This window comes from Paraburkholderia haematera, assembly GCF_905220975.1.
Classification (GTDB): Bacteria; Pseudomonadota; Gammaproteobacteria; order Burkholderiales; family Burkholderiaceae; genus Paraburkholderia; species Paraburkholderia haematera.
Genome location: NZ_CAJNBK010000046.1, coordinates 1 through 24702, shown reverse-complemented (window position 1 = coordinate 24702; position 24702 = coordinate 1). Strand labels below are relative to the sequence as shown.

Annotated in this window: 22 protein-coding genes and 2 pseudogenes; 9 read left to right on the top strand and 15 right to left on the bottom strand. The window is 55.2% G+C overall.

Features of this window, described 5'->3' with window-relative positions; genetic code table 11:
* Nucleotides 1–109 precede the first annotated feature (109 nt).
* From KHO23_RS34025 to KHO23_RS33990, 8 genes and pseudogenes are all read right to left on the bottom strand, one after another.
* A pseudogene (locus KHO23_RS34025) lies at nucleotides 110–448 on the bottom strand (ATP-binding protein); the annotation flags it as partial.
* Complete coding sequence (gene istA / locus KHO23_RS34020; protein WP_211617414.1) at nucleotides 441–1964, bottom strand: IS21 family transposase; 1524 nt, start codon at nucleotides 1962–1964, stop codon at nucleotides 441–443. The pseudogene KHO23_RS34025 and the gene istA, both read right to left, overlap by 8 nt.
* A gap of 65 nt (nucleotides 1965–2029) precedes the next feature.
* Complete coding sequence (locus KHO23_RS34015; protein WP_211617412.1) at nucleotides 2030–3325, bottom strand: T6SS phospholipase effector Tle1-like catalytic domain-containing protein; 1296 nt, start codon at nucleotides 3323–3325, stop codon at nucleotides 2030–2032.
* Nucleotides 3322–3672 carry a DUF3304 domain-containing protein gene (locus KHO23_RS34010; RefSeq protein ID WP_211617410.1) on the bottom strand — a complete coding sequence of 117 codons (351 nt, stop codon included), beginning with the start codon at nucleotides 3670–3672 and terminating at the stop codon, nucleotides 3322–3324. Before KHO23_RS34010 ends, KHO23_RS34015 begins: the two co-directional genes overlap by 4 nt.
* A gap of 123 nt (nucleotides 3673–3795) precedes the next feature.
* Nucleotides 3796–4701 (bottom strand): DUF4123 domain-containing protein, encoded by a 906-nt coding sequence (locus tag KHO23_RS34005; RefSeq protein ID WP_211617408.1) that lies wholly within the window; start codon nucleotides 4699–4701, stop codon nucleotides 3796–3798.
* Nucleotides 4702–4705: 4 nt separating this feature from the next.
* Nucleotides 4706–7270, bottom strand: coding sequence for a type VI secretion system Vgr family protein (locus KHO23_RS34000; RefSeq protein ID WP_211617406.1), 2565 nt, complete (start codon nucleotides 7268–7270; stop codon nucleotides 4706–4708).
* A gap of 235 nt (nucleotides 7271–7505) precedes the next feature.
* Nucleotides 7506–7937: a hypothetical protein gene (locus KHO23_RS33995; protein WP_211617404.1), complete on the bottom strand. Its 432-nt coding sequence runs from the start codon at nucleotides 7935–7937 to the stop codon at nucleotides 7506–7508.
* Nucleotides 7938–8154: 217 nt separating this feature from the next.
* Complete coding sequence (locus KHO23_RS33990; RefSeq protein WP_211617402.1) at nucleotides 8155–8646, bottom strand: DUF3304 domain-containing protein; 492 nt, start codon at nucleotides 8644–8646, stop codon at nucleotides 8155–8157.
* A 643-nt stretch (nucleotides 8647–9289) separates the two neighbouring features.
* On the opposite strand from KHO23_RS33990, the gene KHO23_RS33985 reads away from it, so the two are divergent.
* Nucleotides 9290–9646, top strand: a complete 357-nt coding sequence (locus KHO23_RS33985) for a nucleotide pyrophosphohydrolase (RefSeq protein WP_211617400.1) — start codon at nucleotides 9290–9292, stop codon at nucleotides 9644–9646.
* Between the two features lie 195 nt (nucleotides 9647–9841).
* On the opposite strand, the gene KHO23_RS33980 is transcribed toward KHO23_RS33985, so the two are convergent.
* Nucleotides 9842–10723, bottom strand: a complete 882-nt coding sequence (locus tag KHO23_RS33980) for a type VI secretion system Vgr family protein (protein WP_211617398.1) — start codon at nucleotides 10721–10723, stop codon at nucleotides 9842–9844.
* A gap of 889 nt (nucleotides 10724–11612) precedes the next feature.
* Between KHO23_RS33980 and KHO23_RS33975 the strand changes: the two genes are divergently transcribed.
* The 3 genes from KHO23_RS33975 to KHO23_RS33965 all read left to right on the top strand — a co-directional run bounded on the left by KHO23_RS33975 (nucleotide 11613) and on the right by KHO23_RS33965 (nucleotide 14596).
* Entirely contained in the window at nucleotides 11613–11969 is a 357-nt protein-coding gene (locus tag KHO23_RS33975; protein WP_211617396.1) for a nucleotide pyrophosphohydrolase, read from the top strand.
* A gap of 36 nt (nucleotides 11970–12005) precedes the next feature.
* A complete protein-coding gene (locus KHO23_RS33970; RefSeq protein WP_211617394.1) occupies nucleotides 12006–13883 on the top strand; it encodes a DUF2075 domain-containing protein in 1878 nt (625 codons plus the stop codon).
* A gap of 470 nt (nucleotides 13884–14353) precedes the next feature.
* Nucleotides 14354–14596, top strand: coding sequence for a SymE family type I addiction module toxin (locus tag KHO23_RS33965; protein ID WP_211617392.1), 243 nt, complete (start codon nucleotides 14354–14356; stop codon nucleotides 14594–14596).
* A 405-nt stretch (nucleotides 14597–15001) separates the two neighbouring features.
* Here the strand turns inward: KHO23_RS33965 and KHO23_RS33960 are convergent, their stop codons facing one another.
* Together KHO23_RS33960 and KHO23_RS33955 are read right to left on the bottom strand one after the other, a co-directional pair.
* Nucleotides 15002–15673 (bottom strand): hypothetical protein, encoded by a 672-nt coding sequence (locus tag KHO23_RS33960; RefSeq protein ID WP_211617390.1) that lies wholly within the window; start codon nucleotides 15671–15673, stop codon nucleotides 15002–15004.
* A gap of 15 nt (nucleotides 15674–15688) precedes the next feature.
* Complete coding sequence (locus KHO23_RS33955) at nucleotides 15689–16684, bottom strand: hypothetical protein (RefSeq protein ID WP_211617388.1); 996 nt, start codon at nucleotides 16682–16684, stop codon at nucleotides 15689–15691.
* A 174-nt stretch (nucleotides 16685–16858) separates the two neighbouring features.
* Between KHO23_RS33955 and KHO23_RS33950 the strand changes: the two are divergent.
* The 5 genes and pseudogenes from KHO23_RS33950 to KHO23_RS33930 all read left to right on the top strand — a co-directional run.
* A pseudogene (locus KHO23_RS33950) lies at nucleotides 16859–16999 on the top strand (ATP-binding protein); the annotation flags it as partial.
* A gap of 574 nt (nucleotides 17000–17573) precedes the next feature.
* Complete coding sequence (locus tag KHO23_RS33945; protein WP_211617386.1) at nucleotides 17574–18992, top strand: toll/interleukin-1 receptor domain-containing protein; 1419 nt, start codon at nucleotides 17574–17576, stop codon at nucleotides 18990–18992.
* A 5-nt stretch (nucleotides 18993–18997) separates the two neighbouring features.
* Nucleotides 18998–19690: an 8-oxoguanine DNA glycosylase gene (locus KHO23_RS33940; protein ID WP_407946096.1), complete on the top strand. Its 693-nt coding sequence runs from the start codon at nucleotides 18998–19000 to the stop codon at nucleotides 19688–19690.
* Nucleotides 19687–20289 carry a 7-cyano-7-deazaguanine synthase gene (locus KHO23_RS33935; RefSeq protein ID WP_211617382.1) on the top strand — a complete coding sequence of 201 codons (603 nt, stop codon included), beginning with the start codon at nucleotides 19687–19689 and terminating at the stop codon, nucleotides 20287–20289. Before KHO23_RS33940 ends, KHO23_RS33935 begins: the two co-directional genes overlap by 4 nt.
* Nucleotides 20279–20752, top strand: coding sequence for a TIR domain-containing protein (locus KHO23_RS33930; protein ID WP_211617380.1), 474 nt, complete (start codon nucleotides 20279–20281; stop codon nucleotides 20750–20752). Before KHO23_RS33935 ends, KHO23_RS33930 begins: the two co-directional genes overlap by 11 nt.
* Before the next feature lie 18 nt (nucleotides 20753–20770).
* On the opposite strand, the gene KHO23_RS33925 is transcribed toward KHO23_RS33930, so the two are convergent.
* The 4 genes from KHO23_RS33925 to KHO23_RS33910 all read right to left on the bottom strand — a co-directional run.
* On the bottom strand, nucleotides 20771–22117 hold the full coding sequence (locus tag KHO23_RS33925; RefSeq protein ID WP_211617378.1) for a TRAFs-binding domain-containing protein: 1347 nt from the start codon (nucleotides 22115–22117) through the stop codon (nucleotides 20771–20773).
* A gap of 385 nt (nucleotides 22118–22502) precedes the next feature.
* The gene (locus KHO23_RS33920; RefSeq protein WP_211617376.1) at nucleotides 22503–23366 is read right to left on the bottom strand and encodes a DUF4231 domain-containing protein; all 864 of its coding nucleotides are present in this window, start codon (nucleotides 23364–23366) and stop codon (nucleotides 22503–22505) included.
* Between the two features lie 12 nt (nucleotides 23367–23378).
* On the bottom strand, nucleotides 23379–23786 hold the full coding sequence (locus KHO23_RS33915; RefSeq protein WP_211617374.1) for a TIR domain-containing protein: 408 nt from the start codon (nucleotides 23784–23786) through the stop codon (nucleotides 23379–23381).
* 682 nt (nucleotides 23787–24468) lie between these two features.
* Nucleotides 24469–24702 (bottom strand): hypothetical protein (locus KHO23_RS33910; protein WP_211617372.1); only part of this gene is annotated, 234 nt, incomplete at its 5' end.

Here is a 24702-nt window from a genome sequence, read left to right as displayed (position 1 = left end):
CTGCTGCCGTGGGCTGTTGCTGATCAGTTGCCCTCATACGCCGCCTAACTTCGCTTGCTCGCCCTCCAAATTGCAATTCGCGTCAAGGACGGCCTCGCTCGGACGCTTACGCCAGATGCGTCTTGCCCGAGCCCGGGCCGCCGACCAGAACCAGGTTGTGCGCGCCCTCGGTGAACGTCATGCCGGCCAGTTGCGTGACGAGCTGGCGGTCGACCGGCGAGCCATCGAAGTCGAAGCCCGCGATGTCGCGATGCACCGGGAACTTCGCCGCGTTCATCTGGTGGCTGACCGAACGCACGGCCCGATCCGCGACCTCGGCCTGCAACAGCCGTTCGAGCAGCCATTGCGAAGACGCCGCCTCGACATTCACCTGTTCGAGCAGTTCGGCCCAGCCGGCAGCCATGCCGTGCAGCCGCAAGTGTTTGAGTTCGACAATCAGATCACGCATGACCGGCCTCCGGCTGTTGCAGTGCCGGGCGCAGCCCGTCGTAGCGCGATGTGTCGGCCAGCGGCGGTGTCGTCAGTTGTAGCGCAGTATCGATCTTCGGCGGCATCTGCACGCTGCGCATGCGCGACAGCACGTTCACCACATGCTCGACGCTCACGCGCCCGGAGGGCGGCGCCTGCTCCAATGCGAGTTCGACTGCAACCACTACGGCATCCAGACCGCTTTCCGGGACCAGCGCCAGAACCTTAGCCATCACCCGGTCGCCACCTGGCTCGCGTAGTAACGCCCGGCGCAGCCGTTGCAGCGGCTCGGGCATATCCTGGAACGGCGCACCGTTGCGCAGGGCTCCTGGCTTGCGCTGGATCAGCGGGATGTAATGCTGCCACTCGTATCGCACCTGTCCTTCGTCGGCCAGTCGATCGTGTTCGGCCACCACGGCATCGTCTCCAACCACCACAACACGGCCAGGATAGAGCCGCGTGCTGAGCATCTGGCCTGCGAATTCGCATGGCACGGAGTAGCGATTGCGGCCAATCACCACCAGGCAGGTCGACGAGACTCGTGCCGCACGCTCAACATAACCGTCAAACGGTGTTGGCATCGGCATCAGATGAGCGCGTTCCTGCTCGAACACGTCGGCGACGCTCAGCTCACGATAGTCCGGATGCTTCACCTGATCCCACAACGACCGGCACCGGGTCGCCAGCCATGCATTCAGATCAGCGAAACTGCCGAAGCGTTGCCCACGCGCCTCAATCCAGATACGCAGGCGGCTGTCCTGCACGTTCTTCTCGACGACGCCTTTCTCCCAGCCACTGGCGACGTTGCAGAAGTCCGGATCGAACAGATAGTGCGAACACATCACTGCGAAACGCGGATTGACCGTGCGACCCTTGCCTTTGTGCACCTTGTCTACGGCCGTTTTCATATTGTCATAGATGCCCCGGCGGGCCACCCCGCCGAAAGCCGCGAACGAGCGCGTATGGGCATCGAACAGCATCTCGTGACCCTGGCTTGGGTAGGCCACGAGCCAGAACGCCCGCGACGCGCACAGCTTCATGTGCGACACCTGGAGCTTGCGGTAAATGCCGCCGACAACCAGTCCTTCCTCAGACCAGTCAAACTGGAAAGCCTCGCCCAGCTCGAATCGCAACGGCACAAACGCCGACTTCGAAACCGCCTTGCCTTCGCCTTGCCGCCAGGCCCGGATGAAATCGGTCACCCGCGAGTAACAGCCGTCGTAGCCGCCAGCCTTGATCTCCTGGAACAGCATCCAGGCGGTGCGGCGTTCCTTCTTCGGTCGCCGCGCGTCGACACTGAGCGCCTGCACCAGCACCTCGTGAAACGGCGTCAACCGGGTCGGCTGCGAGCGCCGCTGATACTTCGGCTCCTCCTGAACATCCATGTTCAGATATTTACTAATCGTGTTGCGCGACAGGCTTGTGAGACGCGCTATCTCGCGTACCGACTTGTTCTGGCGGTGGAACATCCGCCGCACCTTGCCAATCATCGTCATCGGGATCATCCCCAAACACCCTGCCAGAAAAACTAGCAGGATAGGTTGATTGCCCGGCTCAATTTTCAGTCGGCGCGATCCCTACATGTGGCTGAATTTTCGGTCGGCGTAAACAATGCTGGCGCTTCTTCGTCAATGCCGGCCCACATCTGCCGCTTGATAAAGTTGTCCTTTAAAGACTGCTCGCCGACGATGGGTTGCTTATTGCGTGACAGCGTGCCACAACTGGAATAGAACATCTCCATGTGACGTCTAATCGAGGCTTCAACTGTCTTGCCCGGACCGCCCACATTCGACAGATATTGTTGATAACTCTTGCGCGTCTGGTCGTCAACGGCAAAGCGGTGAGCAATCGTGGCGCGTGACGTCCTCAGTTCGTCAATGCCCATCAACCGAACGCCCGAAGACAATGACTCATCAAGCATGTCACAGAGCGGAATGCGAGCGTAATTGTCACTGACACTCTGCTCATTACTGGTGTAGCCGCCGCCTACATCCGAGTGCACGCCCGGATAGACTTTTTCCATCATGCCCGCGCGATATTGGCCATTGTCGCGAATCAGGTCCACGGGGAAGGAGAAACGTAACTCATGTGCGGCTACGAAATGCACACACCGTTCGACGCACAAGGGAATTTTCAGATCTCGTTGCTCAAACGGCAAAGTCATATTCTGCGAGGGCAAACCGAAAGACGCGACCGTATCGAACAAACCCATAAAGACGAACCGAACCGGGTAGCCATCCATCGACACAGACCCGTCCCACGAAGTCTTGCAGCGTTCGAGTAATCGGTTTGCAAAGGCTCGTGCCAGTGCAGCGCCGCGCGAAAATCCGAAAATAGAGATGTTGATGACCTTGATGAGTCGATGGCCCGCGAGCGCCCGGTTGAGCTTCTCGAAGCTCTCGTTCTGATTCTCATTGGCAATTCGCGCCACTTCTCCACCTTGTTTGCGCGCATTGCTTACCAGCGCTTGGACAAGTGCCGCATTGAAATCCGTATCACCTTTGCTCAGGCGCCGGTCACCGCCGTCGCCGGCCATCGCCCCAAACAGATGATCCTCTCGCCACACTTCGATCTTATCGGTCAACGGGACTGAACCGTTAAACGGCGTGCCTACTCCAGAAGTGTAGATGGCGTAGATACCATTCTTATTGTCATCCCTCGCCGCATCAAAAAGACGGGCGACGTTACTCCACTTTTGCCCCGCGTTGTCTTCAGCGCGATTATTGCCCGTTCCGTCAAAGAAAAACGTCAGATGAAGCACATCCGAGCAGTCTTGCCGGGCGCTTGGGGCGTCGCGCGGTACATCGCGATTTGAAGCCGCGATAGATTGCACGAGTGAAGATGCATCGGCGCTCATTGCGCAGCACCCTTGCGTGGCCGTGAATCGGCAAGTTGCCGGGTCGCTTCCAATACGACCGTTTGATCTGGGTAGATATGTACTGCGAGAAACTCAGCATCGGGAGGCAACGTCCCCAAAGTTCCCTGAGTGTGAATGTGCTCACCGAGGCGGGGAGAATTCTCTGGGCCATCGAGCGTCCAGTCGACCGAGACCGGGCCGGTCTTGACTTTCACGCAACAGGTGATTTTTCCACCCGTGCCATCTATGCCATACGAACCGTACGAGCCACCAGCATATTGGCCGTTTACCGAGACGTCCGCGATCGCGCGTGGCCAGTAGTTATAGACGACAACTTGTAGATCCATGGTCTTCTCCGCGCATCCAGATAACGGCATAGTGACGAGTGACGTACACACGATTATGCGCGTCAGGTTTGCTGCGAAATTGGTTGCTATTTTCATCGATGAAACTCTGGGCATGGAGTGCGTTCAGGCCGGAACATCGGGTTGGGAGAGTACTGCAGGCAGTTCTACCATGAAGTTATCGAAGCTAAGTTCCCTGGCTTTCACAGACCTTAGTAGGGAAGCGATGCGCGGAGAAGTGTCGAAGGTCTCGCCCAGCGCAACCGCCAGGCAACAATAGTTGACCAAATCACCGGTCCCCTCGATTTGATACGACCGCGCTTTGCCTATCTGCGCACGTATGAACGAGTACTGCTGCTCATCCGTTGCACGGCTCAATAAGCCCGGTTGATTTAACCGGATGTAGTGCAGTATGTTATCCGGCACGCTCGCCTCGACTATCAAGTCCACTTGGTGTTGGTTGAATAACAACGGAACAGCGGGGCCAGCCGGATCGGGTTGAGCAGGACTTGCGCTTGAATCCAGATGCCGCAGGTGGCCGGATCTGTCCCAGTACCACCAACCTGAAATTGGCGCTAAAAATTCGTGTCGTTGCGCCTCGGAGAATACCGGGCCCGTGACATGCAAGGTTTGATCCTCTGGCATGCCCACAAGCGCCGCAAATATCATCGGGTCCCAGAAAGCGAGCACCATCTGCGTGCGATCGGGGAGAGTCACCTCTAGAAACGCCGCAAGATGCCGGGCCAGTTCCGCCAAGGACAGCGGCGACGCAAGGAGCGTCGCACATGGGACTTGCGGAGCGTGACGATCAAGCCACTCCATAGCAGCTGGACGATCGGCAGTATTAATCTCTATCAAATGCGGCGCGACCGCCCTCACGTCAGCTTCCGGGTCTTCAAATAGGCAGGCCAGCGCGCTTGCCTCTGACACGAGCACGCCGGGAAGACGCGGGTCTTGCGCTGGGTCGACCAGCGCGAAAGTATTGCAGCTTGACGCATCGGCAACGTCAAACGCCGTCAACAGACTAAACACTGGTCTACGCTCCTTTGTTGACGAATCCGGCTCTCGAGCTGGCACGCTTCAGTAGACACTCCACACATATTGACTGAGGCATGATCGGAAGTTTGTAGGGTTGGCTGCTTGGGCCATTGAACGAATGCTGCGCGCCTTTGATGTCGATCTTGCCGGGCGCATGAATTTCAATATTGCCACCTGTCATTCGAATATATGCGCCGCCCGAGGTCAAAAGGATTTCCTCTTTGGCCGCAGCTTCGATCTTTTCAGTTGCGGAGAGCAGCTTTAGTGTTTTCTGAGCGGTAATTTCGATGTTGTCTTTGTGTGCTTGGACCTCGACCTTGCCCTTCGCCGCGAACAGCTTCATGCCTGCGTTTTGCGCGAAGAGACTGATTTTTTCGCCGATACTCGCTAACAATGACTTGCCCGCTGCGATGTGCGTGCTTTGTCCGCTGACGAGATTGACTTGCTGATCTGCTGAAATATTTGTGGATCGCTGCGTCGACATGGCAATGCCCGCAGGGGCCGCGAAAAGCATGATCGGTTCTTTGAACGCGTTCGCGCTGCCCGTTCCGCCGCCTGCCGTGTTGCCGCCGTTGCTCGCTGCGCCTGAGATGCTGTTCTGTGTAGCGTCCGTGAAAGACTTGAGCGAGTCGTGACCGTCTTTCAGACTTTCCGCCTGATGGGTTTCGCTGGCCTGGCTTAGCGACTCGATCACGCTTTCCGAATTGACCAACTGACTGCTCGCGTCACGCACGTCGAGAGGCTGGCTCGACGTGCCGGTGGTCGGATGCGTCGACACGTACATGCCTTGTGCCGCCCGGATCGCCCCGTATGCGTCCGACTTCAGATCGAAACCACTGCCCAGGTACGCACCGCGCGAATTGCCCGTCTGTGCGATGAGATACCCCAGATGAAGCTGCGAGTTCGCGCTGCTGCTGTACATCTGCACGCGGTTCTGTCCGGTCGCATCGTCCATCACCATCTGGTTGTAGCCGCTGCCCTGATACTCCTTCGACTTGTATCCCGACAGGATCCCATTCGAATGCCAGTCCGGCGTCTTCGCGCCGTTATAGACGCGTCCGGTGACGATGGGTTTATCGCAGTCGCCATCAAGAAAAGATACGATCACCTCTTCGCCGACACGAGGCACATGCACCGCGCCATAGCTGCCACCGGTATCTGACTGGGCCACGCGCATCCAGCACGACGCGTTCTCATCTCCGTCGTTGAGACGGTCCCAGTGCATGCGGACCTTGATACGGTTCAGTTCGTCCGTAAAGACTTCTTCATTCGCCGGGCCGACCACGATGGCCGTCTGCATGTGCATCTTCGGCTTGCGGTGCTCGAACGGACTGCGGAACGGGACAGTTCTGCGCTGCGCTTCGACGATGGCCATGAAGAAGCCTTCACTGCCGTCACTGGATTTGATCACCAGCGACGCATCCGTGCCATGCGCAGCGCGGGCGGCCGCGATGGTTCCGTTCAGGCTATGGGGAAAATCCGTCGTGCCGCTCGACACCGGCAGGTTATTCTCGATCACCCACTCAACGCCGATGACGGCAAACTGCCGCTCCTGCTGGCTGCCCGTGCTGTGGTCCGGATGGTCCTGAAGTTCGAACCAGCGCCCCGTATCGATGCGGCCTACCGCGCCCACACCGTGGAAACGCTTCGCGCGCGACTCCCACTCTTCCATGCGAATCTTCGACAACTGATCGCCGCGGTCCTGCTGTCCGTATGTGTAGGCACCCGTGTACTCATACACCTCGGCCTGCTGCGGCAGGTTGCCCTGCGTACCCAGCGTCGGGATCGTCGTGCCCTTCGGGTTCGCCGCGGACGACGGTGCCTTGTAGTCGAACGTGCGCGTGCTTAGCGTCGTGCTCTGCAGCGTGCGCGTGCCGCTCCACTGCACGAACGCATCTGTCTCGCTGTTGGTGCCAGAGCGGTAGAAGTCAACGGTTTGCGGCGAAAGCGGCTGCAGGCTGCCGATATCGTCAGTGATCACCAGCGTGTGCGACTTGCCGTCAGTGGCCTGCTCGAAATAGCCGAACAGCCCTTCCGTTTCCATCAGGCGCTGACAGAAATTCCAGTCGTCTTCGTACTGCACGCAGAACGAACGCTGCGGCAACGTATTGCGCAATGCAAAGCGGAATGCGCCCTGCGCTTGCGGATGCATATTGAATACGTCGGTGAGAATTTCATCGGTCGTTTTATCCTGCCAGATGCGCGCATCTTTTCTGAAGCGCAGAAAATGCATCCAGGACACAAAACCGATCTGATAACTGGTTATCGCGCTGTCAGAGCCTAAACGGCGGGCGGTATGGACATAACCGTGGTGCGGGGCGTAGGACTGGTCGGTTTGCTGGACCCAGAGTGTGACTGGCTGGGCGATCAGCGTTTTGAGTTCGATGCTGTCATTCGTGGAAACGGCATCCAGCGTGAATTCGTAATCGCGGCCGAGCCGGGAATGACCCACCAGCCTTTGTGGCAGAAGGATATTGGCGCCCAGTGGCGTATCGAGTTTCAGCAGGCGATCGCTTTGCGCCAGCCCCCCTTTTATCGCCGCGATAATGTCCTGCGCACCCATACCGCCTCTTATTTATGCAATTTGCGCCCCCGCGCTATCGCGCGATATTACAAAAGATCAGACGTTTACCGCAATCTATAAAGAGGAAACAAATGTTAAACCAGCAATTTTTGCTTATGAGAACAATGCCTTTTGAATAACGGTAAAAATAACTGTGGTTTTCATGCTTGCTAACGGCGGAGCATCTCTACGGCGGATACCGATCGCCGGTTCTTCGCGGGATACTTCACGTCATCTACCGACTCTCTGCGACCTGCATCACGACTCCGTCCGCCTGCCGCACTTCAATACGGACATCCCTTCCAGGCGCCGCAGCCAAAAATGCAACAGCGTCTTTAGTTTCGATCACGTCGTAAAACGTGACGCGCTCGGCTCCGATCTGTGCGGGGATTTGCGCCCTCAGCGATCCGTCTGCGTTGACTATATAAGCCTGATTGGTCGAAAGGTCATACGGAGCCTCAACGACTGCAATACCGCTTGCATCATCAAGAAGTCTGCCTATCACACCAGCGAAGTTGTGAATGCTGTACGGAACGCCACTCGACTGCCAGGTGAGCGCAACAGGCGTCAATTCTGCGATGGTCAATCGGTGGGGATTGCTCTCGTTGGCGTAACCGAGGTTACGCTCGACGGCCCGGAAGTCTTCAATCTTTCTTAGGGTGGTCATTGAATAGGTCTCGGTGCTCCGATTGGAATCAGTTCTTTTCCGATCTGAGTAGTTTGGGATCCGTACCCACAGCCGTTAAATTGTGCCTGCGCTCTGCCGTGCTGAATGTCCCGCTACGATGCCGCACATCTAGCACGAACTGTTGCGCCGCCGACCGGAGCGTGATCGAGTTGCCCGCTTCGGCGACCTTCGCGCTGATAGCACGAGGTCTAGTCACCTAGCGGACGTACGGAAGGCATTGTTTAAGTTTCAGTCTCGGCGGTGATGGACCGTTTTGACCAGAGATAGCCGCCTCCACATGGCCGTCAGGAAAGAAGTGAATCTCAAGGTAGGCGGCGTCGGACGGGATGGGTCCTTCGACTTCAACTTTTGTCTTTATGTAGTCGCCCGCAGGTTCGATGACTTCTCGCGATGGATAGGACTCGAGCGCGTCCTTGCGATACTCAACTGTGATCCAAAACGGAGTTTTTTTCGTTCGCTTCAGCGTAACGCAGCAGACGCTCGAACCCCCTCCATTGGTGGGTGAGCTAAGCTCCAGATTGCCTGCCCATGCCCCGTCGACCGAAAACTCCGCAATGGCACGGTCCGTATAGTCGTAACCAACGATTGCTAGCTCGTAGGGTTCCTTGGCGCGACTGGATAGTACGCTTAACGCAAGCAGTGCCAGGCCCGCTAACCCGATAACCGTCACGAATGTTTTTGACTTCAAAAGCTTTATCCTGTTGTTCTGGTGCTTCCGCGAATATAAGCCCCTTCGACCTGCTGGCATCGGCGTGACGTTTCTTTCCCACGACAAAGTATTCGTCGATGCCGCAGCGACAATTCGATAGTCGTCTAGGCTATCGTTTCACCGGATAGGCCTTTTTACTTAAAGTTTCGGTCAAGAAAACATTAGTCCAGTGCAATGCCCGTCAGTCTGGCGCTCGCGTCGTATGAGCCAAAAATGCAACGGAACCTTTAGTTTCGACCACGTCGTAAAACGTGACGCGCTCGCCTCCAAATCAGCACTCGCCCAAGACTCGACTGGGCGGGGCGTCATGTAGGCCGAAGGGGCGATTGGCGTGCGTCACGGATGGCGAGGCAATGGCGCGCAACGGGCCGGTGCCTCGGTCCCGCCGCCACGTGGCAGAGTTTGCCGTGCCTGCTCCATCGTCCGGCCACGCGTCCGCGCGACCGAATAATTAACACGTACATCCACCCACCCGCTCTTATATCATCACCTCCTATTGAGACAAGGACGGCGTGGTCCACTCGAGCAGGCACGCCTCTACTGTTCTATTTCACCCCGCAAGACTGATTCAATTAGTCATCCCCAGCCGTCTGGGGAAGTCATCACTCGAAGAGGTTTCGAAATGCAAAGTGACCTTGTTAGCTTGCGCGACCTCGTTCGTCAGTTCGCGGATGAACGTGACTGGGACAAATTTCACACGCCAAAGAATCTAGCGACAGCTCTAAGCGTCGAGGCAAGCGAGCTACTGGAGCCGTTTCAGTGGCTGACCACCGGACACAAGAGCGAACTGGACGACGGCAAGCAGACCGCCATTCGTCACGAAATGGCGGACGTATTGCTTTACCTCGTCCGCCTTGCAGACAAGCTCGATGTCGACCTCTATCAAGCCTGTTTGGAAAAAATGGATATCAATGGAGTGAAGTATCCCGCCGAAAAAGTCCGAGGAGATTCGCGAAAGTACTCCGATTACCAGGACTAAGAATCAAACTTTCGCGCGCCGGATTGACCAACCGGGGCGTCATGCTCGAACTTCAACTGCCGACGAACTCGAAGCGTATTGACCGCTTGCTATGTGGCTTCGCGAAAGATGGAACGCCGACGGCCGTCGCGATCGAACCGAAGCAATGGCAAACATGCGAAGAGTCGGCGGCGGACAACGAAGTCTCGACGCTCATCAATGGTTGCGTGCGCCTAAATTCTCGACGTTGCTGGCGATGGCACCGACGCTCACCGACGCGCTCTTGTAGTCCCAGCTCGCGCGCTGCACGTTGCCCGGCACGAGCTGACGCGAGGCCGACCACAGGGTGATCGAGTCGCGCGCTTCGGTGGCCGCGTCGCGGTGATAGCGCACCGTGCCGGCCGACGACTTCGGCAGTTTCATCGGGTCGTCCAGCAGCACCAGCGTGTGCACCGGCGACTCACCGGCGCCGTCGGCCGATGGCGCCGCTCCCCGCTTGCCCGCCGCCGTGAACCACGCGATGCCCTCGCGACGGCACAGCCGCCGGATGAAATCCGCGTCCGACTCGTGAAACTGCAACAGCGTCTCGCGTACCGGATACTTCGCGCGATCCAGCGACGACAGGTCGAAATCGAACGCGCGCGCGAGCGCCGGACTCTTTTTCTGCCATTCGCCCAGCAGCTTCTCAATCACATCGGGCACACTCAGCGTGCGGAAGATGCGCGTATTGGTTCGCCCCTCCAGCACCGATAACGCATCGCGCATGGTCAACTGGTAGGTCGCCAGCGACCCGTCCGACTGGCCCGCGCGCGCGTCGGTGACGATCGCGCAGATCGGGTGCAAGGCGCCACGGTCGGTGACCATCTGCACCGACAGCGGCAAGCCGATGAACGCATTGAGCGGCAAGTCCGCGCGCGTCGACAGACACGTCACGTGACCCACAATGCCTGAGCACAGCCCCTCGCTGATGTCGATGCGATGCGCGATCAGCACTTGCTCAAGGCTCGACTGGGCTGAGCCCCAGTGCAGGCGGAAGGCGCGATTGGCTTGCGTCAGGGACGGGGATGCAAAGGCGCGCAACAGGTCGGCGGAATTCACGGTGGTCTCTTTGGGTGTCGCGTGGTCGTTATGGGTTGTTTGACTCTCAGGTTCTGGCAGTTTTCTGTTTTGAGTCTACTTTTGCGTTATTGGCGGATTTGCTGCTCGGATTTAAACGGCCGATTTATTCGGTCGATGCGTTTGTCGTGAGGCCTTGGGCTTGGCCCGCCATCGACGCTACCGATTATGTGATGCGCTCCCATACCGCCTCTTTTAGTTTGCTTTGCTTTTCACGCGCCCCCGCGTAATCGCGCGATTTTACAAAAAATTTATGGGATGAGGCAAATTGAATTATTGAAGAATGTTAAATGTTCCTTATATAGACGCTCCAATATGCATTGGGCATTGTTGGTGGGTTTTATTGAGGCTTTGTCGGGTCTGCTTCGGGTGAAAGTTGGCGATGCGGGACGTCGTCCGGGCTTCGGCATGCTCGATCCCATGCGACGTCTGCAGGCAAATAAGTGAGGCGCGTGTCCGCGACGGCAAGTCGCCAACTCTCATTTGGCCACTACAACGGCGATAGACCGACTACGCTATTAGGCAAAAATTGCTAGTTTGTCGCACGGCAGGTTGTTTCCGTAGCCCGTTAGGGGGCGTTAGACGCATTGAGGTATTCAGTGCTCCTGTGCCACTACAGCCCAGCCACATCCTTGGGCCAACGCGCTTGCTCGCGCTCGTCATCTGCGACGCGAAGCCTCGCGCCAGCATAGCCAGCTAAATAACGCACGCATCAACCAGCCCCGTCTTATATCATCACCTATTATCGAGATAGGGACTACGCGACCCACTCGAGCAGGGACGCCTCTAGCGCCCTATTCACTGCGCAAGACCGATCCGATTAGTCATCCCCCAGCCGTCTGGGGGAGCCATCACCCGAAGAGATTTTGAGATGCAAAGTGACCTTGCTAGCTTGCGCGACCTCGTTCGTCAGTTTGCGGATGAGCGCGACTGGGACAAATTCCACACACCGAAGAATCTCGCGACGGCTTTAAGCGTCGAGGCGAGTGAGCTACTGGAGCCGTTCCAATGGCTGACCACTGGCGACAAGAGCGAACTGGACGAGAGCAAGCAAACCGCCATTCGTCACGAAATGGCGGACGTATTGCTATACCTCGTCCGCCTTGCAGACAAGCTTGATGTCGACCTCTATCAAGCCTGTTTGGAAAAAATGGATGTCAATCGGACGAAATATCCCGCCGAAAAAGTCCGGGGAGATTCGCGCAAGTACTCCGATTACCAAGACTAAGAATCAAACCAAAGCTAAAACGAAAATCAAAGACCAATGCGACTATACGCAAACCATTGCAAGACATTCATCGAGGACTGCGAGCGCAACCAGATCGCAGAGAAGCTACGTACCAGCTTCCAGCTATACGCCAAAAATCCTTCACCGAGTGAATTCCAATCCTGGCAAAACTCCCTGCGCGCGCTCGCGCTCATTTTCTCGCGCGCTGGGTTGACCAACCAGGGCGTCATGCTCGAGTTTCAACTGCCGACGAACTCGAAGCGTATCGACTGCTTGCTATGTGGCTTCGCGAAAGATGGAACGCCGACGGCCGTAGCGATCGAGCTGAAGCAATGGCAGACATGCGAGGAGTCGGCGGGGGACAACGAAGTCTCAACGTTCATCAATGGCTGCGTCCGCGACGTCCTGCATCCCTCAGCTCAGGTAGCACGATACGCGTCCTATCTTCGGGACAATCATGAGGCTTGCTACGCGGACGAGACTCCGATTGAAGTCGCTGCTTGCGCCTATTTACACAACTACCATTCGCACCCAGCTGATCCGCTCCGGGCGCCTAAATTCTCGACGCTGCTTGAGACGGCACCGACGTTCAGCGCCGACGACATAGACGAGTTCGTCAAGTTTCTGGTGGATCGGGTTGGAGGTGGCGACGGTCTGGAAGTGCTGCGTCGCATGGAAGAAAATCGCTATCGCCCTAGCAAGAAGCTGATGGACTATGTGGCGTCCGTGATCAAGAACAACCCGGAGTACACGCTGCTTGACGAGCAGCAGGTGGCATTCGACGCCGTCATGACCGCTGCGCGTCGCGGGGTGCATGACCGTCAGAAGCAGATCATCATCATCAAGGGTGGCCCAGGCACCGGCAAGTCTGTGCTGGCGATCAACCTCGTAGCGAGTTTGTTATCAAGTCACTACTCGACGCACTACGTGACCGGCTCCAAAGCGTTCACTGAAACGCTGCGGAAGATCATTGGTCCACGAGGTCAGGAGCTGTTTACGTACACGAACGGCTACGTAGACGCGCAGGCTGATTCGGTGGACGTGCTGGTCACTGACGAAGCACATCGTATCCGGGACGTGAGCAGCAATCGCTTCACGCCGGCGAACAAGAAATCCGGCCTGAAGCAACTGGAGGAATTGATCGCGGCCGCACGTGTTTCGGTATTTTTCATTGACGATCATCAGGTCGTACGCCCGGGGGAAATCGGCTCCGTCGCCTACATTCGGGAGTACGCGGAGAAGCACAAGTGTGCGGTGTACGAATCTGAACTCGAGACACAGTTCCGCTGCAACGGCTCAGATGCGTTTGTTCGCTGGATAAACACGATGTTGGGCATCGATGACCGTCCGCGCTTCGAATGGAACGATCACGACGCTTTCGATTTCCGGATTTTTCAGTCTCCGGAAGCGTTGGAAAACGCGATCAAGGATAAGGTGCAAGCGGGCGCGACTGGCCGGTTGGCAGCCGGCTTCTGTTGGCCTTGGTCCGATCCTAACAAGGACGGGACGCTTCAGGCCGACGTCGTGCTCGGAAACTTCAGCCGTCCGTGGAACGCAAGGCCCGATTCGGGGCGGCTTGCTGCAGGCATTCCGAAATCGTCGCTTTGGGCGTACCACCCGAACGGGATTAACCAGGTTGGATGCGTGTATACCGCGCAAGGTTTTGAGTTCGACTACGCCGGGATCATCTTCGGACAGGATCTGCGCTTCGATCCATCTCAAGACGCGTGGGTCGGGGATAAGACTAAGTCGCACGACTCGACTGTGAAGAAGTCGAAGGACGACTTTACACGGCTGATCAAGAACACATATCGTGTGCTGCTCTCTCGCGGAATGAAAGGCTGTTACGTTTGCTTCGCAGATGCTGAAACCGAGGCTTACTTCAGAAGCCACGTCGCTGAAGCATTGCAGTAAGTAACGTCTTGCGGGGAGGTGCGCTGGGTTGGCTCGTCTCCCCAATACCAATAACGCATCACACGCCCTTCCCTAGTAGTTCGTATGCGTCCTTTCCGATGGCTCGCGCGAGCGTCGGTCAGGCTTCGACATGCTCGATCTTAGGCGACGTCTGTCAGGACCCATCTGTCTCAAATCTAGCGGTGAAATGTGCGCTCTGTTTTGTTGTTCATCGAGTGTTCGACGCTGTTGCACAACCCTCGATAGTGCGCGAAAATACATCGGATGTCTAACAATATAACGGATGATCTCGACGTATTCCGTTCATAAAGCATCGTCGAACGATTGGCTCGTTAGAGGGCAGAAGAGCACGCGAAAGCGCCGTGCCGAGCGTCAAGGAAAACGAGGAAGGAGATGAAGCGCGGGACGCATGGGCTGCCACCCACACGACCCGCTGACCACAAACAACCCTACCTGAATAGGAGTTGATCATGGCTGACGCCAATCATAAAGCAGTTGTGCCCGCAACCCAACGCATCTTGACCATTTCGTCACAAAGACGCCCGCGGCCGATGAAAACGTTCGCGCCGGACCATGTCAAATTTTTTCCAGATTTACCACCGGCGCCTTGGATTCGGCTTTCGGGGAGGTGGTTGGAGGCGGCGGGGTTTGGAATCGGCGGCCGAATCCGCGTCGAGGTTCAAGGCAACAGACTCATCATCACTCCAGCCTGACCGGCTTCGAACTTGGCGGCCGCGATTGCGGCCGCATACTGAGGCAGCTCGTCCTTACGGTAAGATCAATCCGACCATGTCTCTTGCCCTTTACGTTCTTGGTCTGTCCACGCACTGAGCATCTCGCCTTTTCAAACCACCGTGGCTTCACGCCACAACTTTTTACGCGGCTCGGAACAGCAATGTTACAAAATCCGATCAACAAACCTTGCCCCATCCGGCGTGGGCGAATCCAGTCGGTGGTGCCAAGTGTGGCGCAAAAAGTATCCGGGATGACCGACCTTTCGCAAAGCTCGCGACATATCGACCTTGTCTATTCGAGTTAGGTTCAACGCTGCCGATGCTGCGGAAATTTATTCAAAGAAAGCGCGAGTCGGTGCTCGCGCCCTAGTGTTACGCGCAACGTCAGGCAGATAGACCTTTTACTTTCTTCTTAATACCATCGACCTTCGAGCGATAATACTGCAAACCGGATTTATCACGAGCTGCCGCGAATATGGAAGGCTCTTTGGGTAATTCACCGAGATGTGGGTGGAAATATCCCCAAACGAGCTGCTTATCCCGTTGTTCGGTCAGTTGAAGATCAACGAAATCAATGCGGGTATCCATTTCGTCCAACATCCGCATAATCTTCTTGACACTCCTCTCGTCTGCATTCGCCGCGATAAACGAAACTCGATCGAAAAGATCCTTCACCGCTTTGATCACACCAGTTCTCGATTCGGATCGCTTTAAGCTTCGACGAGGAGCCTTCGATAAAAAAAGACTTTCGAGAATGCATGCATCTGCCAACATCTTTGATGACGCATACAGTCCGTTGAGCGCAGTCATAAAGTCATCCTTTACGTCACCCAACGCATCCGCTAACGAACCATAGACGGTCGTATAGACAATCAAAGACCCATCTTTAGTGCGCACTTCAGGTTTAATGCCCGCCCCCAAAATCACGCGAGCACGACCTTCCTGGTAGCCAATCATTGCGATTTCGTAGTCTTTTTTCTGCTGCTCCGTCAATGACACCATTTCGATGTGCGCATATCCCTGAGAGAGGATAGTTTCTCTTACGTAGTCTGCCATGTTATCCCCAAATCGTTACAGAGTACTTCGCGCGGCGTTTTCGAAGAACTCGACAGCCAAATTTTTTCTTTCGTTGGATCCTTGACGACTATCTAAGATACGAATAATGAGTCGCGAAAGGTTCATAAGGATCAAGGTCTCAAACGCGTAGCGGGCAAACTCGTCCAACTTGTTATCGGAGAACAGAGAAGCGTTTCCGCGGTTGAAGGCGAGCGAGTAGGACATCGCACATTCGCGGAAGCGGCGCTCGATATCGTCATCAACGAGACCAAGCAGATAGACGGACGATAAATATGAATCAAGCGACGGAATAGAGGAGATCTGATATCCGAAGTCATCCAAACTGGTCCTGTCGGCTATCTTCTGTAAGTCCTCGAAAATCATTTGTGGCGTGCGGGGGGCAAAAGGAATACCTTTTCTCCCGAGAAATATTGTGACGGCCTTCGAAAATGCGACGAGATGAGCATCCGCTGCACTGGAGATGCCGCCGAGAAATGCGCTTGCTTTGCGGATTGGCAGAAGCATCCAGAATGCTGAACGATGATTTAATACCTTCAGAACCGGGGATTCGTATGCATCCAAGTTCTCCTCGTACTCCACAATTTTTGAAACCACCCATTTTTCCAACGACTTCGTGTCGCCCATGCTGTAGGGATGCGTGTAAAGACCGTGAATATCGAAAATGCCCGCGTTCTCGGGACTTTCTTCTCGGATAAGGATCGTCGGATTATGCGAAGTAGCCAAACGTATTCCCAGCTCGTACATCACGTTGGGGTTCGAGCGTGGCCCGGAAAGATCGCAGATAACGATATCAGCCCGCGCAAGATCTTCGACAATCTTGTCCAGCATCACGAAGGCATCCCCTGACCTTGTTACGTCGTATTTGCCAGCGAGCTTCGCGTGGTTTTCAATCGGATCTTTTATATAGTCGGCGAAAAATCTCGTAAGCGAGGCTTGGTCCCGTCCGTTCGCCTCGGAAAATGGCATCACTACAAATATTTTTTTTATCATGGCGCCCCTTGCGCAAATGCATCAATTTTCGATGGACGTCTAATTTGTTGCAATTTGTAAAACTGCCTGCGATTGTAGAACAGAAAAAAGGCTTGCGCACATGCTGACCGTGGAAACTGCCGGTAGGGGAAGTTCGTGGGCAAGAGCTAGGACAACTCCAGATGCGGCTCGTGTGCCGATCTCGTGGTGTTGAACGGGTTCGGGTTCGGCTGCCCATCACCGGCGGTGCACTGCTGTTCCATCTGCTCAGTAAGCTCTATGAACGCACCAGCATTGCCCCCCAATCTGAGCTTCGTTGAGTGGGCCAGTGTTTTTTGTTTCGTGGCCAACGGTCTGGCTACGCAGTCGCGATAGAAGTTATATAGCTAGGCTGGAATTCCGTGTCGTGCACTGACAGCACAAGCAATGCACGCAATCATGTTCGCGAGCGCGATGGCCGCCACGTTGCGGTCGCGCTGCCGCGCCCGGTCATCGACCCACTTCTCGCAGATTCTTTTCGCCATGGTGAGAAGATGACGGAGTGTCCGCAGCGAACTAACAGCGTTCGGAGATGTGTCTTACAGCTCTCGCGCGAAAAGGTTGCCGCACGTCGGGAGAAGTTAGTCGCTTACGTCCGACCGGTTGATAGTTTCCTATGCTGCATGGCTTAAACATATTGTGCCGTTCGGACGCACTTTATATTTCCAGAAGGTGTAATTTTCCGGACAGTGCATTTAAACTTGCCTTACAAAGGCAATCAATCTGGGCGTTGGTAGAGGTTCAGCGTAGTTCATCGCTTGTAAAAAACGCACATTGCGTCGAGAATAGGCGAAAAATCGGAATGTCACGGTTCGGTCGTAGTGGCTCACGTACCGAGCGAAGCATATCCATCATGCAGGGGACGCGTCATATGACGGAGATTTGCCTGATTTATGCGCGTGCGAGCGAGTCCATCGTCCGGAAGCTGCATGGGATTCTCGCAACAACGCGCGCTGTTTGGTGGGATCAAGACATCCATTCTGGCAACTACCGGACTGAAATAGAGAAGCAGTTAATGCACGCGAAGTGCGTTATTCCAATTTGGTGCAAAGCTTCCCGAAAGAATTCGAATGTTCTAGATGAGGCGAAGTTCGCTGAGCACAACGGAGTGCCTCTCCTGCCGGTCGCAATCGAAAACGTGGTCCCGCCGCTCGGCTTCGGCAACCTGCATACCGTTTCGCTTTCGAGCTGGGATGGAAATCCGGATCATCCCGGTATCACCGAGCTACTTCGCAATATTGACGCTTTGCTCGGACGTACTTCAAAATCGCTCCCGCTGCCTGAAGCAATCGACATCGGTGGGCGTTCGTTGGCTTTGCCCACATTCTTTCGATCAGTGTCTTCGCATGAAACGCAATTGCGCCCGGCGGAAGCAGTGAAAGCGCTGGGTCTTATGAAGACAGATGCTTTGCTCGTGTCTGCTTACGACATGGCACACGAATCCGACTCCGATGCTATAGAAAGCGAGTTATCGGTTATGCAGGCTACCGGTTCGGTAGTTTTGCTGGATTCGGGAAACTATGAGGCTTCGAGAAAAGGCGACGGATTATGGACCGCAGAAGCATTCCATCGCACCCTCACTGCCACTCCGTATGACATTGCATTTTGCTTCGATCAGCTCGAACCACCAAACGACGTAGATGGGGCTGCGGAAACCGTGATCAAGGCTTGCGAACGGGATGCCAAATTTTCGGGCAAGCCGATCCTACCTATCGTCCACGCCCCGAAAGATGACACGGGACGATATGGTGTGGACCTGCTGCCGGCCATAATCGCACGAGTCTCGAAAGCATTGAAACCATCCATCATCGCGGTTCCAGAAAGAGAACTTGGCGACGGATTGATTCAGCGTGCGCAGACTGTCGTTCAAATCCGACGCGGCTTGGACGCACTCGGTTTTTACCAACCCCTTCACCTACTAGGTACTGGCAATCCGTTGTCCATTGCCGTATTGGCTGCGGCTGGGGCCAATTTCTTCGATGGTCTTGAGTGGTGTAGGACTGTTGCCGACAGCGGAAGCGGGCATCTATATCACTTCCAGCAGTATGATTTTTTTGCATGGCAGACGGCTTACTCATCCTCTCCGTTCGTTCAGGAGGCAGCGAGAAGTGCGGATGTTGAATATGCAGGAAAAGTGGTCTTCCACAATCTGGATTTTTTTGCCTCCTGGATGCACGACGTAACTCAAATGGTACGAAGCAAACGGATCGATCGGTTCCTAAGCGATAAAATGCCGGGTGGACGATCGAGCCTCGATCAACTTGAAAAAGCGATCCCGAGCATATTTTGAAAATCATGCTAAGTCCAGCTAAATTGACTGCAGCGACAGTAGCGATTGCGCGTGACGTGCAGGCTCGCCTCAATGCGGACCGTCGTCCCGATCGCTCTGAGCAAGTTCTTTGGCGGGAACTCTCCTGCTGCATTCTCAGCAGTCAAGTTCAGTATTCACTGGCTTCCGCCGCGGCGAAGAGAATTCACGACCGGCGCATCCTGACCGGAACGAAGAAAACAACCTACAGGCGAATTGAACAACGACTTTTCAACGCGCTTGCGTCTCCGCTCGACGTAGTGGGAAGCTCTCAGCGATATCGATTTCCTCGCGCACGCGCGACACAACTTGCTCGCTGTTGGATGCGGCTAAATAGCCAGACCCTGACAGCCTCGCTATCCGAACATACCGACCCATGCTCGCTGAGACACTGGCTCGTCAGTGAGATGTGCGGGCTCGGACCGAAGCAAGCCAGCATGTTCATGAGAAACGTCGGGATTACTTATGATATGGCTGTGATCGATCGTCACGTGATCAAGTATATGGCGAACATCGGAATGATACCTTCGCCGTCAATCAGCATTACGAGCTTGCGCTCATACGAGCGCTTTGAGAAGGAGTTGAGCAGACATGCTGTAGAGCACGGATTTTCGGTCGGAGTATTCGACTGGGCAATCTGGATCGTTATGCGCGCCGCTACTCAATTGGATCTGTTATGAGCATCGTTACGTTAGTGTCGGGTGGCCTCGATTCAACCCTGATGGCGGTGCTGACCAAGGAAGCGGGAACCGAACAGTACCCGTTGTTCGTCGACTATGGGCAGCGAGCAAAGAAGCGGGAGTTTGCCGCGTGCGTAGCAGCCATGCAGGCGCTCGGTCTGGCCAAACCTGAGGTGGCCGGTCTGTCAGGATTCGGTACGCTGATTCACTCGGGCCTGACGGACCCGGCTCTGCATGTTAGCGAAGAAGCGTTTACGCCCGGCCGCAATATGATGTTTCTCTTGGTTGGCGCTGCTTATGCATATACAAAGGGGGCTGACAGCGTCGCAATCGGGCTGCTGCACGATGACACCGCCATATTTCCAGACCAGACTTCTTCTTTTTTGCGAAGTGCCGAGAGTCTCTTGACGACAATTATGGGTGTCAGGATGGCAGTACTTGCCCCCCTTAAAGATTTCTTTAAGCAAGACGTCGTCGCTGTAGCGAGCCAAAAGGGCATTGCGGGCACCTACTCTTGCCACGTCGGTGGCGAGAAGCCTTGTGGCGAGTGCATAGCTTGTCAGGAATTTAATTTTCTGGGAGCAAAAAATGGGCGGTAGCAGCGGACGCGGCAGCGGCACACTAGGCGATACCAAGGCGTTGGAACAGCGTGCGAAGGAAATTCTGACGCAAACTGAGGGGCGGAAGAACGTATTTATCAGCTTCGCTTACGAGGATGTCGATGAGGTCAATCTCCTGCGGGCACAAGCCAAAAATGAGAAGAATGACCTTGAATTTAATGATTGGTCAGTGAAGGTTCCGTACGAAAGCGAGCGAGCTGAATACATTCGCCAAAAACTCCGCGAGCGGATAGAGCAGAGTTCCGTGACCGTTGTTTACGTGTCGAAGCACACGGCATCCAGCGAGTGGGTGAAGTGGGAAGTTGAAAAAAGTCTAGAACTGGGCAAGCGAGTGGTCGCAGTTTACGCGGGTACTGATTCCCCTACGCTTCCGGGCTACCTGAAGAGCGAGTCCATTGATCTCGTTCCGTGGGCGGACCTCGCTGCTGCGCTGGGAAGCTAGCCCGCTGTGGAAGCGCGATTACGACTTCGTTGACGATTCCGCATGCGCCCGGGCAAGTAGCTCCTTTATAAGGGGACTTAGCCACGCTATGTCCACGTTTTGTCGCGCACGAACGTCGGAAATGAGCTGTAGGTTGCGTGCGGTTGTTTCTGGCTCCCAGATTTCTCTGACGTGGCCGAGGGCGTCTTCTAAGGCGCGGATTGCCGCGACTTGGTCACCGGCAAGTACCTCAAGCTCAACCAATGTTGCGTAGTCCCAATAGTCCGCCGATGTCAAAGCGAGGCGCCGCTTTGCGGCGTAGCGTACTACAGGGAGAAGCTCTTGCTGTCTTGGGTCAACTGGCTCGGCGCACTCCATCAGAGTTAAGGCGTTAATGCCGGGATAAGCGTCTCGCATGTCACTTTCGAATCCCATCCTGTAGGTATCAATCGCTTTCCTTAGGAGGCCTCGGGATTCAAGAAGCCGGCCCTGTGCGAAAGCCTCCTGCCACTGGTCCTTATACACCCTGCCCAATATGCCGTTTGTCTCGCTACTCGCGCCGTGTTCGTCGACAATACGCCTTAACACGGCTTCAGCTTCGACCCGGCGGCCTACCCGATTAAGAGCAAACCCAAATTGTTCGCGCACGAGAATTGTTCGTGCGAGAAGTGGCGACATGATATCAACCAGCGCGATCATTGCATCCCAAGCCTTCACCGCTCTATAGGAAAGATACAAATCAATCACGATCGCCGGGTCCACATCGCAAATCTTCCCGAGTTCCAGTTCGACGGCACGGACCGCTTCGTATCCTGCCGTCCTAGCTGCTAACAGTTTGCTTTTGTAGACTTTCGAATATTCAACGGCCTCTCTGAATCTATCCGTCTTAAGTCGCGCAATGTCGGGCCGAGGCCAATCGTCCACTAGCTGAAAGAGCGGACTGTCTTCGGACGGATCCTTACATGCCTCCAAGCGTTTACCTAGCGCTTCTATACTCTCAGCGACGTCTTCCGGAACCCCGGTTTCGGAGATCGGATACGGTAATCCTCTTAGAGGTTCAACATCGAAAGGTAATCTTGAGCCCTTCCCAAACATCAGAATTGTGCTGTGTGGGCGTATGCCGTGCCGTATTCCCAGTTCATAGAACACGTTTGCGTTTGCGGTTGTCAAGTCTGCGATCGCATAGTCGCACAGCATAAGCCGCTCAAACATCGGCTTGTGAATGATCCCCCCGGCCGCATCTTCGTCGGCTCGGATCGGTTCAAGGCCCGCCGCCGTTACAGCTGGTTGTATGACCTCGCTATACACGCGATCGAAATCAATGACCCTGCCGCCTTCATCGCTTTTCTTACCAAACGGCATCAGCACAAAGCAATATGGTTTCATGACATATTTCCAAACTGAAGTCGCTCTAGAACTGCGGGAGACTAGCACGTTCTGTGCAAGCAATGCCGCTGCAGGGACAGTCAGACAACGGTCGCAAGGGGGGCCGGGCCGCGCTCTCCTTCCGGACAGCCATATGAATTTGGATCACGCGATAGACGAGCTGCCTCCTAGAAAGAAGATTCTGAAGGAATAAAGCAAGCAGCATTGGAGCCGACGCCTGATCGCAGTCCCCCAATGACAAAGTGGACTTTTGTCGGCCTGGTCGGGGGCGTGATGCTGCGAGGACATATGTCGAGGACTCCGACTTCCATGAAAGCGCTCCGAAGCGCAAAGGACCTACTTACTCAGCGCCGAAGGATACGCTACGTAACACGCGGGCACGCCCTCAAGTATCTTTCCGAGCAACCCATTGTGTGTGCTCACGCGAGAATGCATTTTCGGCATCACCGACGAACTTGGACAATTCATCGTCCGTCGTCGAGCCACTCGCTTGTTGTCGAATGATGCTAATTTCATGGGCGGTAAGCGCGTACGATGCAGCGAGTTCCTGAAAACGCTTCGCTTGCATCCAGCTTAGGATGCCGGCAGCGAGGGTTACAAAGAAGTCAGTGGGCCAAAAAGAAGCCGTCGGAAATTCGACCTTAGATATTGCGAAAAATATTGATGTGCCAAGTGTAACCATGAGGGTCAAAAAAAATCTATTGACCATGCGCTTGTTATACGCGGCTTTCCTTGCATACCAACCCTGCTGGTCAACGATTCTGAATTCTAGGTAGTACTTCGCCCTGTCTTCGACATTCTGTTGTCTAAGGCGCTCCATCTCGTTGGAAATTTGAACGCCGTCGAGGTGCGTCGTCAGCAAACCGGCGACGTCTTTGTTTTGTTCGACGACCGCCTTCAGCCTCAAGGCAAAGTCATGGCGATCTACTGCATCAGCATTGTCGAACGGCTCGGCCTTCGAAACAAAGCGCCACACTAGCGTCTTGACGGACTCGGCTACCGCCCGTCCGGCATACCAATGGCGATCAGGTCGTGCAAAGTAGAGATATATTGCGCAACCGAGTGCGCCGAGCAGCACCATCGCCTGAACGATAGCGACCTCCGGACTTGAGCAATTTGCGACAGAGATCAAGGCGGCGATGGCGAGTAATCCCATGTGCCCCAAGAAAGCCCGATAAAAGAAAGTCTGTGCCCTTTGCGTCAGATCGGAGGCTGATTGGTAGAGGGCTGGGTAGTCAAAATCGTTCAATGGTATGCCTTCTTAGATATGGGTCCGAATCGCGCCGATCACGCTAGCACTGCTCCAATTCACCAACACCGTCGCGGCGTCTTGTACCTTGACAGGTAGGCGCTCTTGTCCCCAAGGCCGTATTCCTATAATTACTTTTCCTAATCTCTTGGCTTCACCGATTTCATAATCAATCCAACCGCTGTGCGCGGCATACATTCCCGCAATAATCAAAACCCCTTGCGATGGGTTGATTTGACGTGTGATACCTTCCGCCAATCCTTTGGTCGTTTTATCCGGGAGAGCGTCGGTACTGGGGATACTGCAGTTGCGCCATGAAAAATTGGGTTCCTCGTTGAACCATTTGACCAACGTGTTGTATGCGCTGTCATATTGCCACGCGTGGCTAATGAATAGCATCCGGTTCTTAAGTTCCGGCATGTCTGCCCCGTAGAGTTGTGCGTAAGTTGTATTTGCGCGGTCAAAATGCTGCGTTCACGCAGCGATGCTCCCGTCACCTCTCATAGCTTACACATTGTCGGTAACATTGTCTCGATTATTGCCAGCGAACGGATGCTACGACCGATGTCCAAACTAGACGGCGCATTTCGCGGCAGAACGAACCGGGAATTAGAGGGGCAGTGGTATGCAACGGTCGAATGCAGCCTATTAATCGGGCGAGGTCAGACAAAACAGGCTCTCGATCGCTCGGGAGCCTTCTGCATATTTGGTGCGGGTGTGAGTAATCCGCACTTGACGTACGTATTGAAAGTCCGTCAATACCGGGGAAAAACTCGGAACGAGTTCTCCTCAAAATTTCCGTTGACGGCGGGAAGACACTCTTTTCGCCTGCTGACTAGTCCCTGTTACTTCTCGACTTCATTGGACATCACGACGCCTGAGTTCGGAACTCTATTGTCGCCAAGCGGTGAATTCCGCTTCAGTGCATAAAACCGCTTCACAGTCACGGACTTTTCCAGATTGCTTGACTTGTCCACGTCTCACCAGCGCCGATATCTTTTGTTTTTGGGGCGTCGAGTAGTTGGCCCAATTGATAAGGCCCAGACCCCTGCCACGAAGACCTATCGGACCTCGGCCCGATAGGTCTTCGGAACTTTGCTGCTCAACCTGCAAGCGAGGGTGGGAGCGCGTCGCGCGACGCGCTCAAAAGAATAGGCGAGTTACGTTTAATGACGGCGGCAAGGCGCAAAACTATGGAGCCAGTGGCATTTGCTCTGGCGCCGTAGAGGGTGTAATTAGTTTTGTGTAAACGGTCATTTGGCAGGAGACTGCCAGTAACAGGAGCGACGATGACCGTAGCGAAACGCAACAAACGAGTGAAACCCGATCCTGAGCT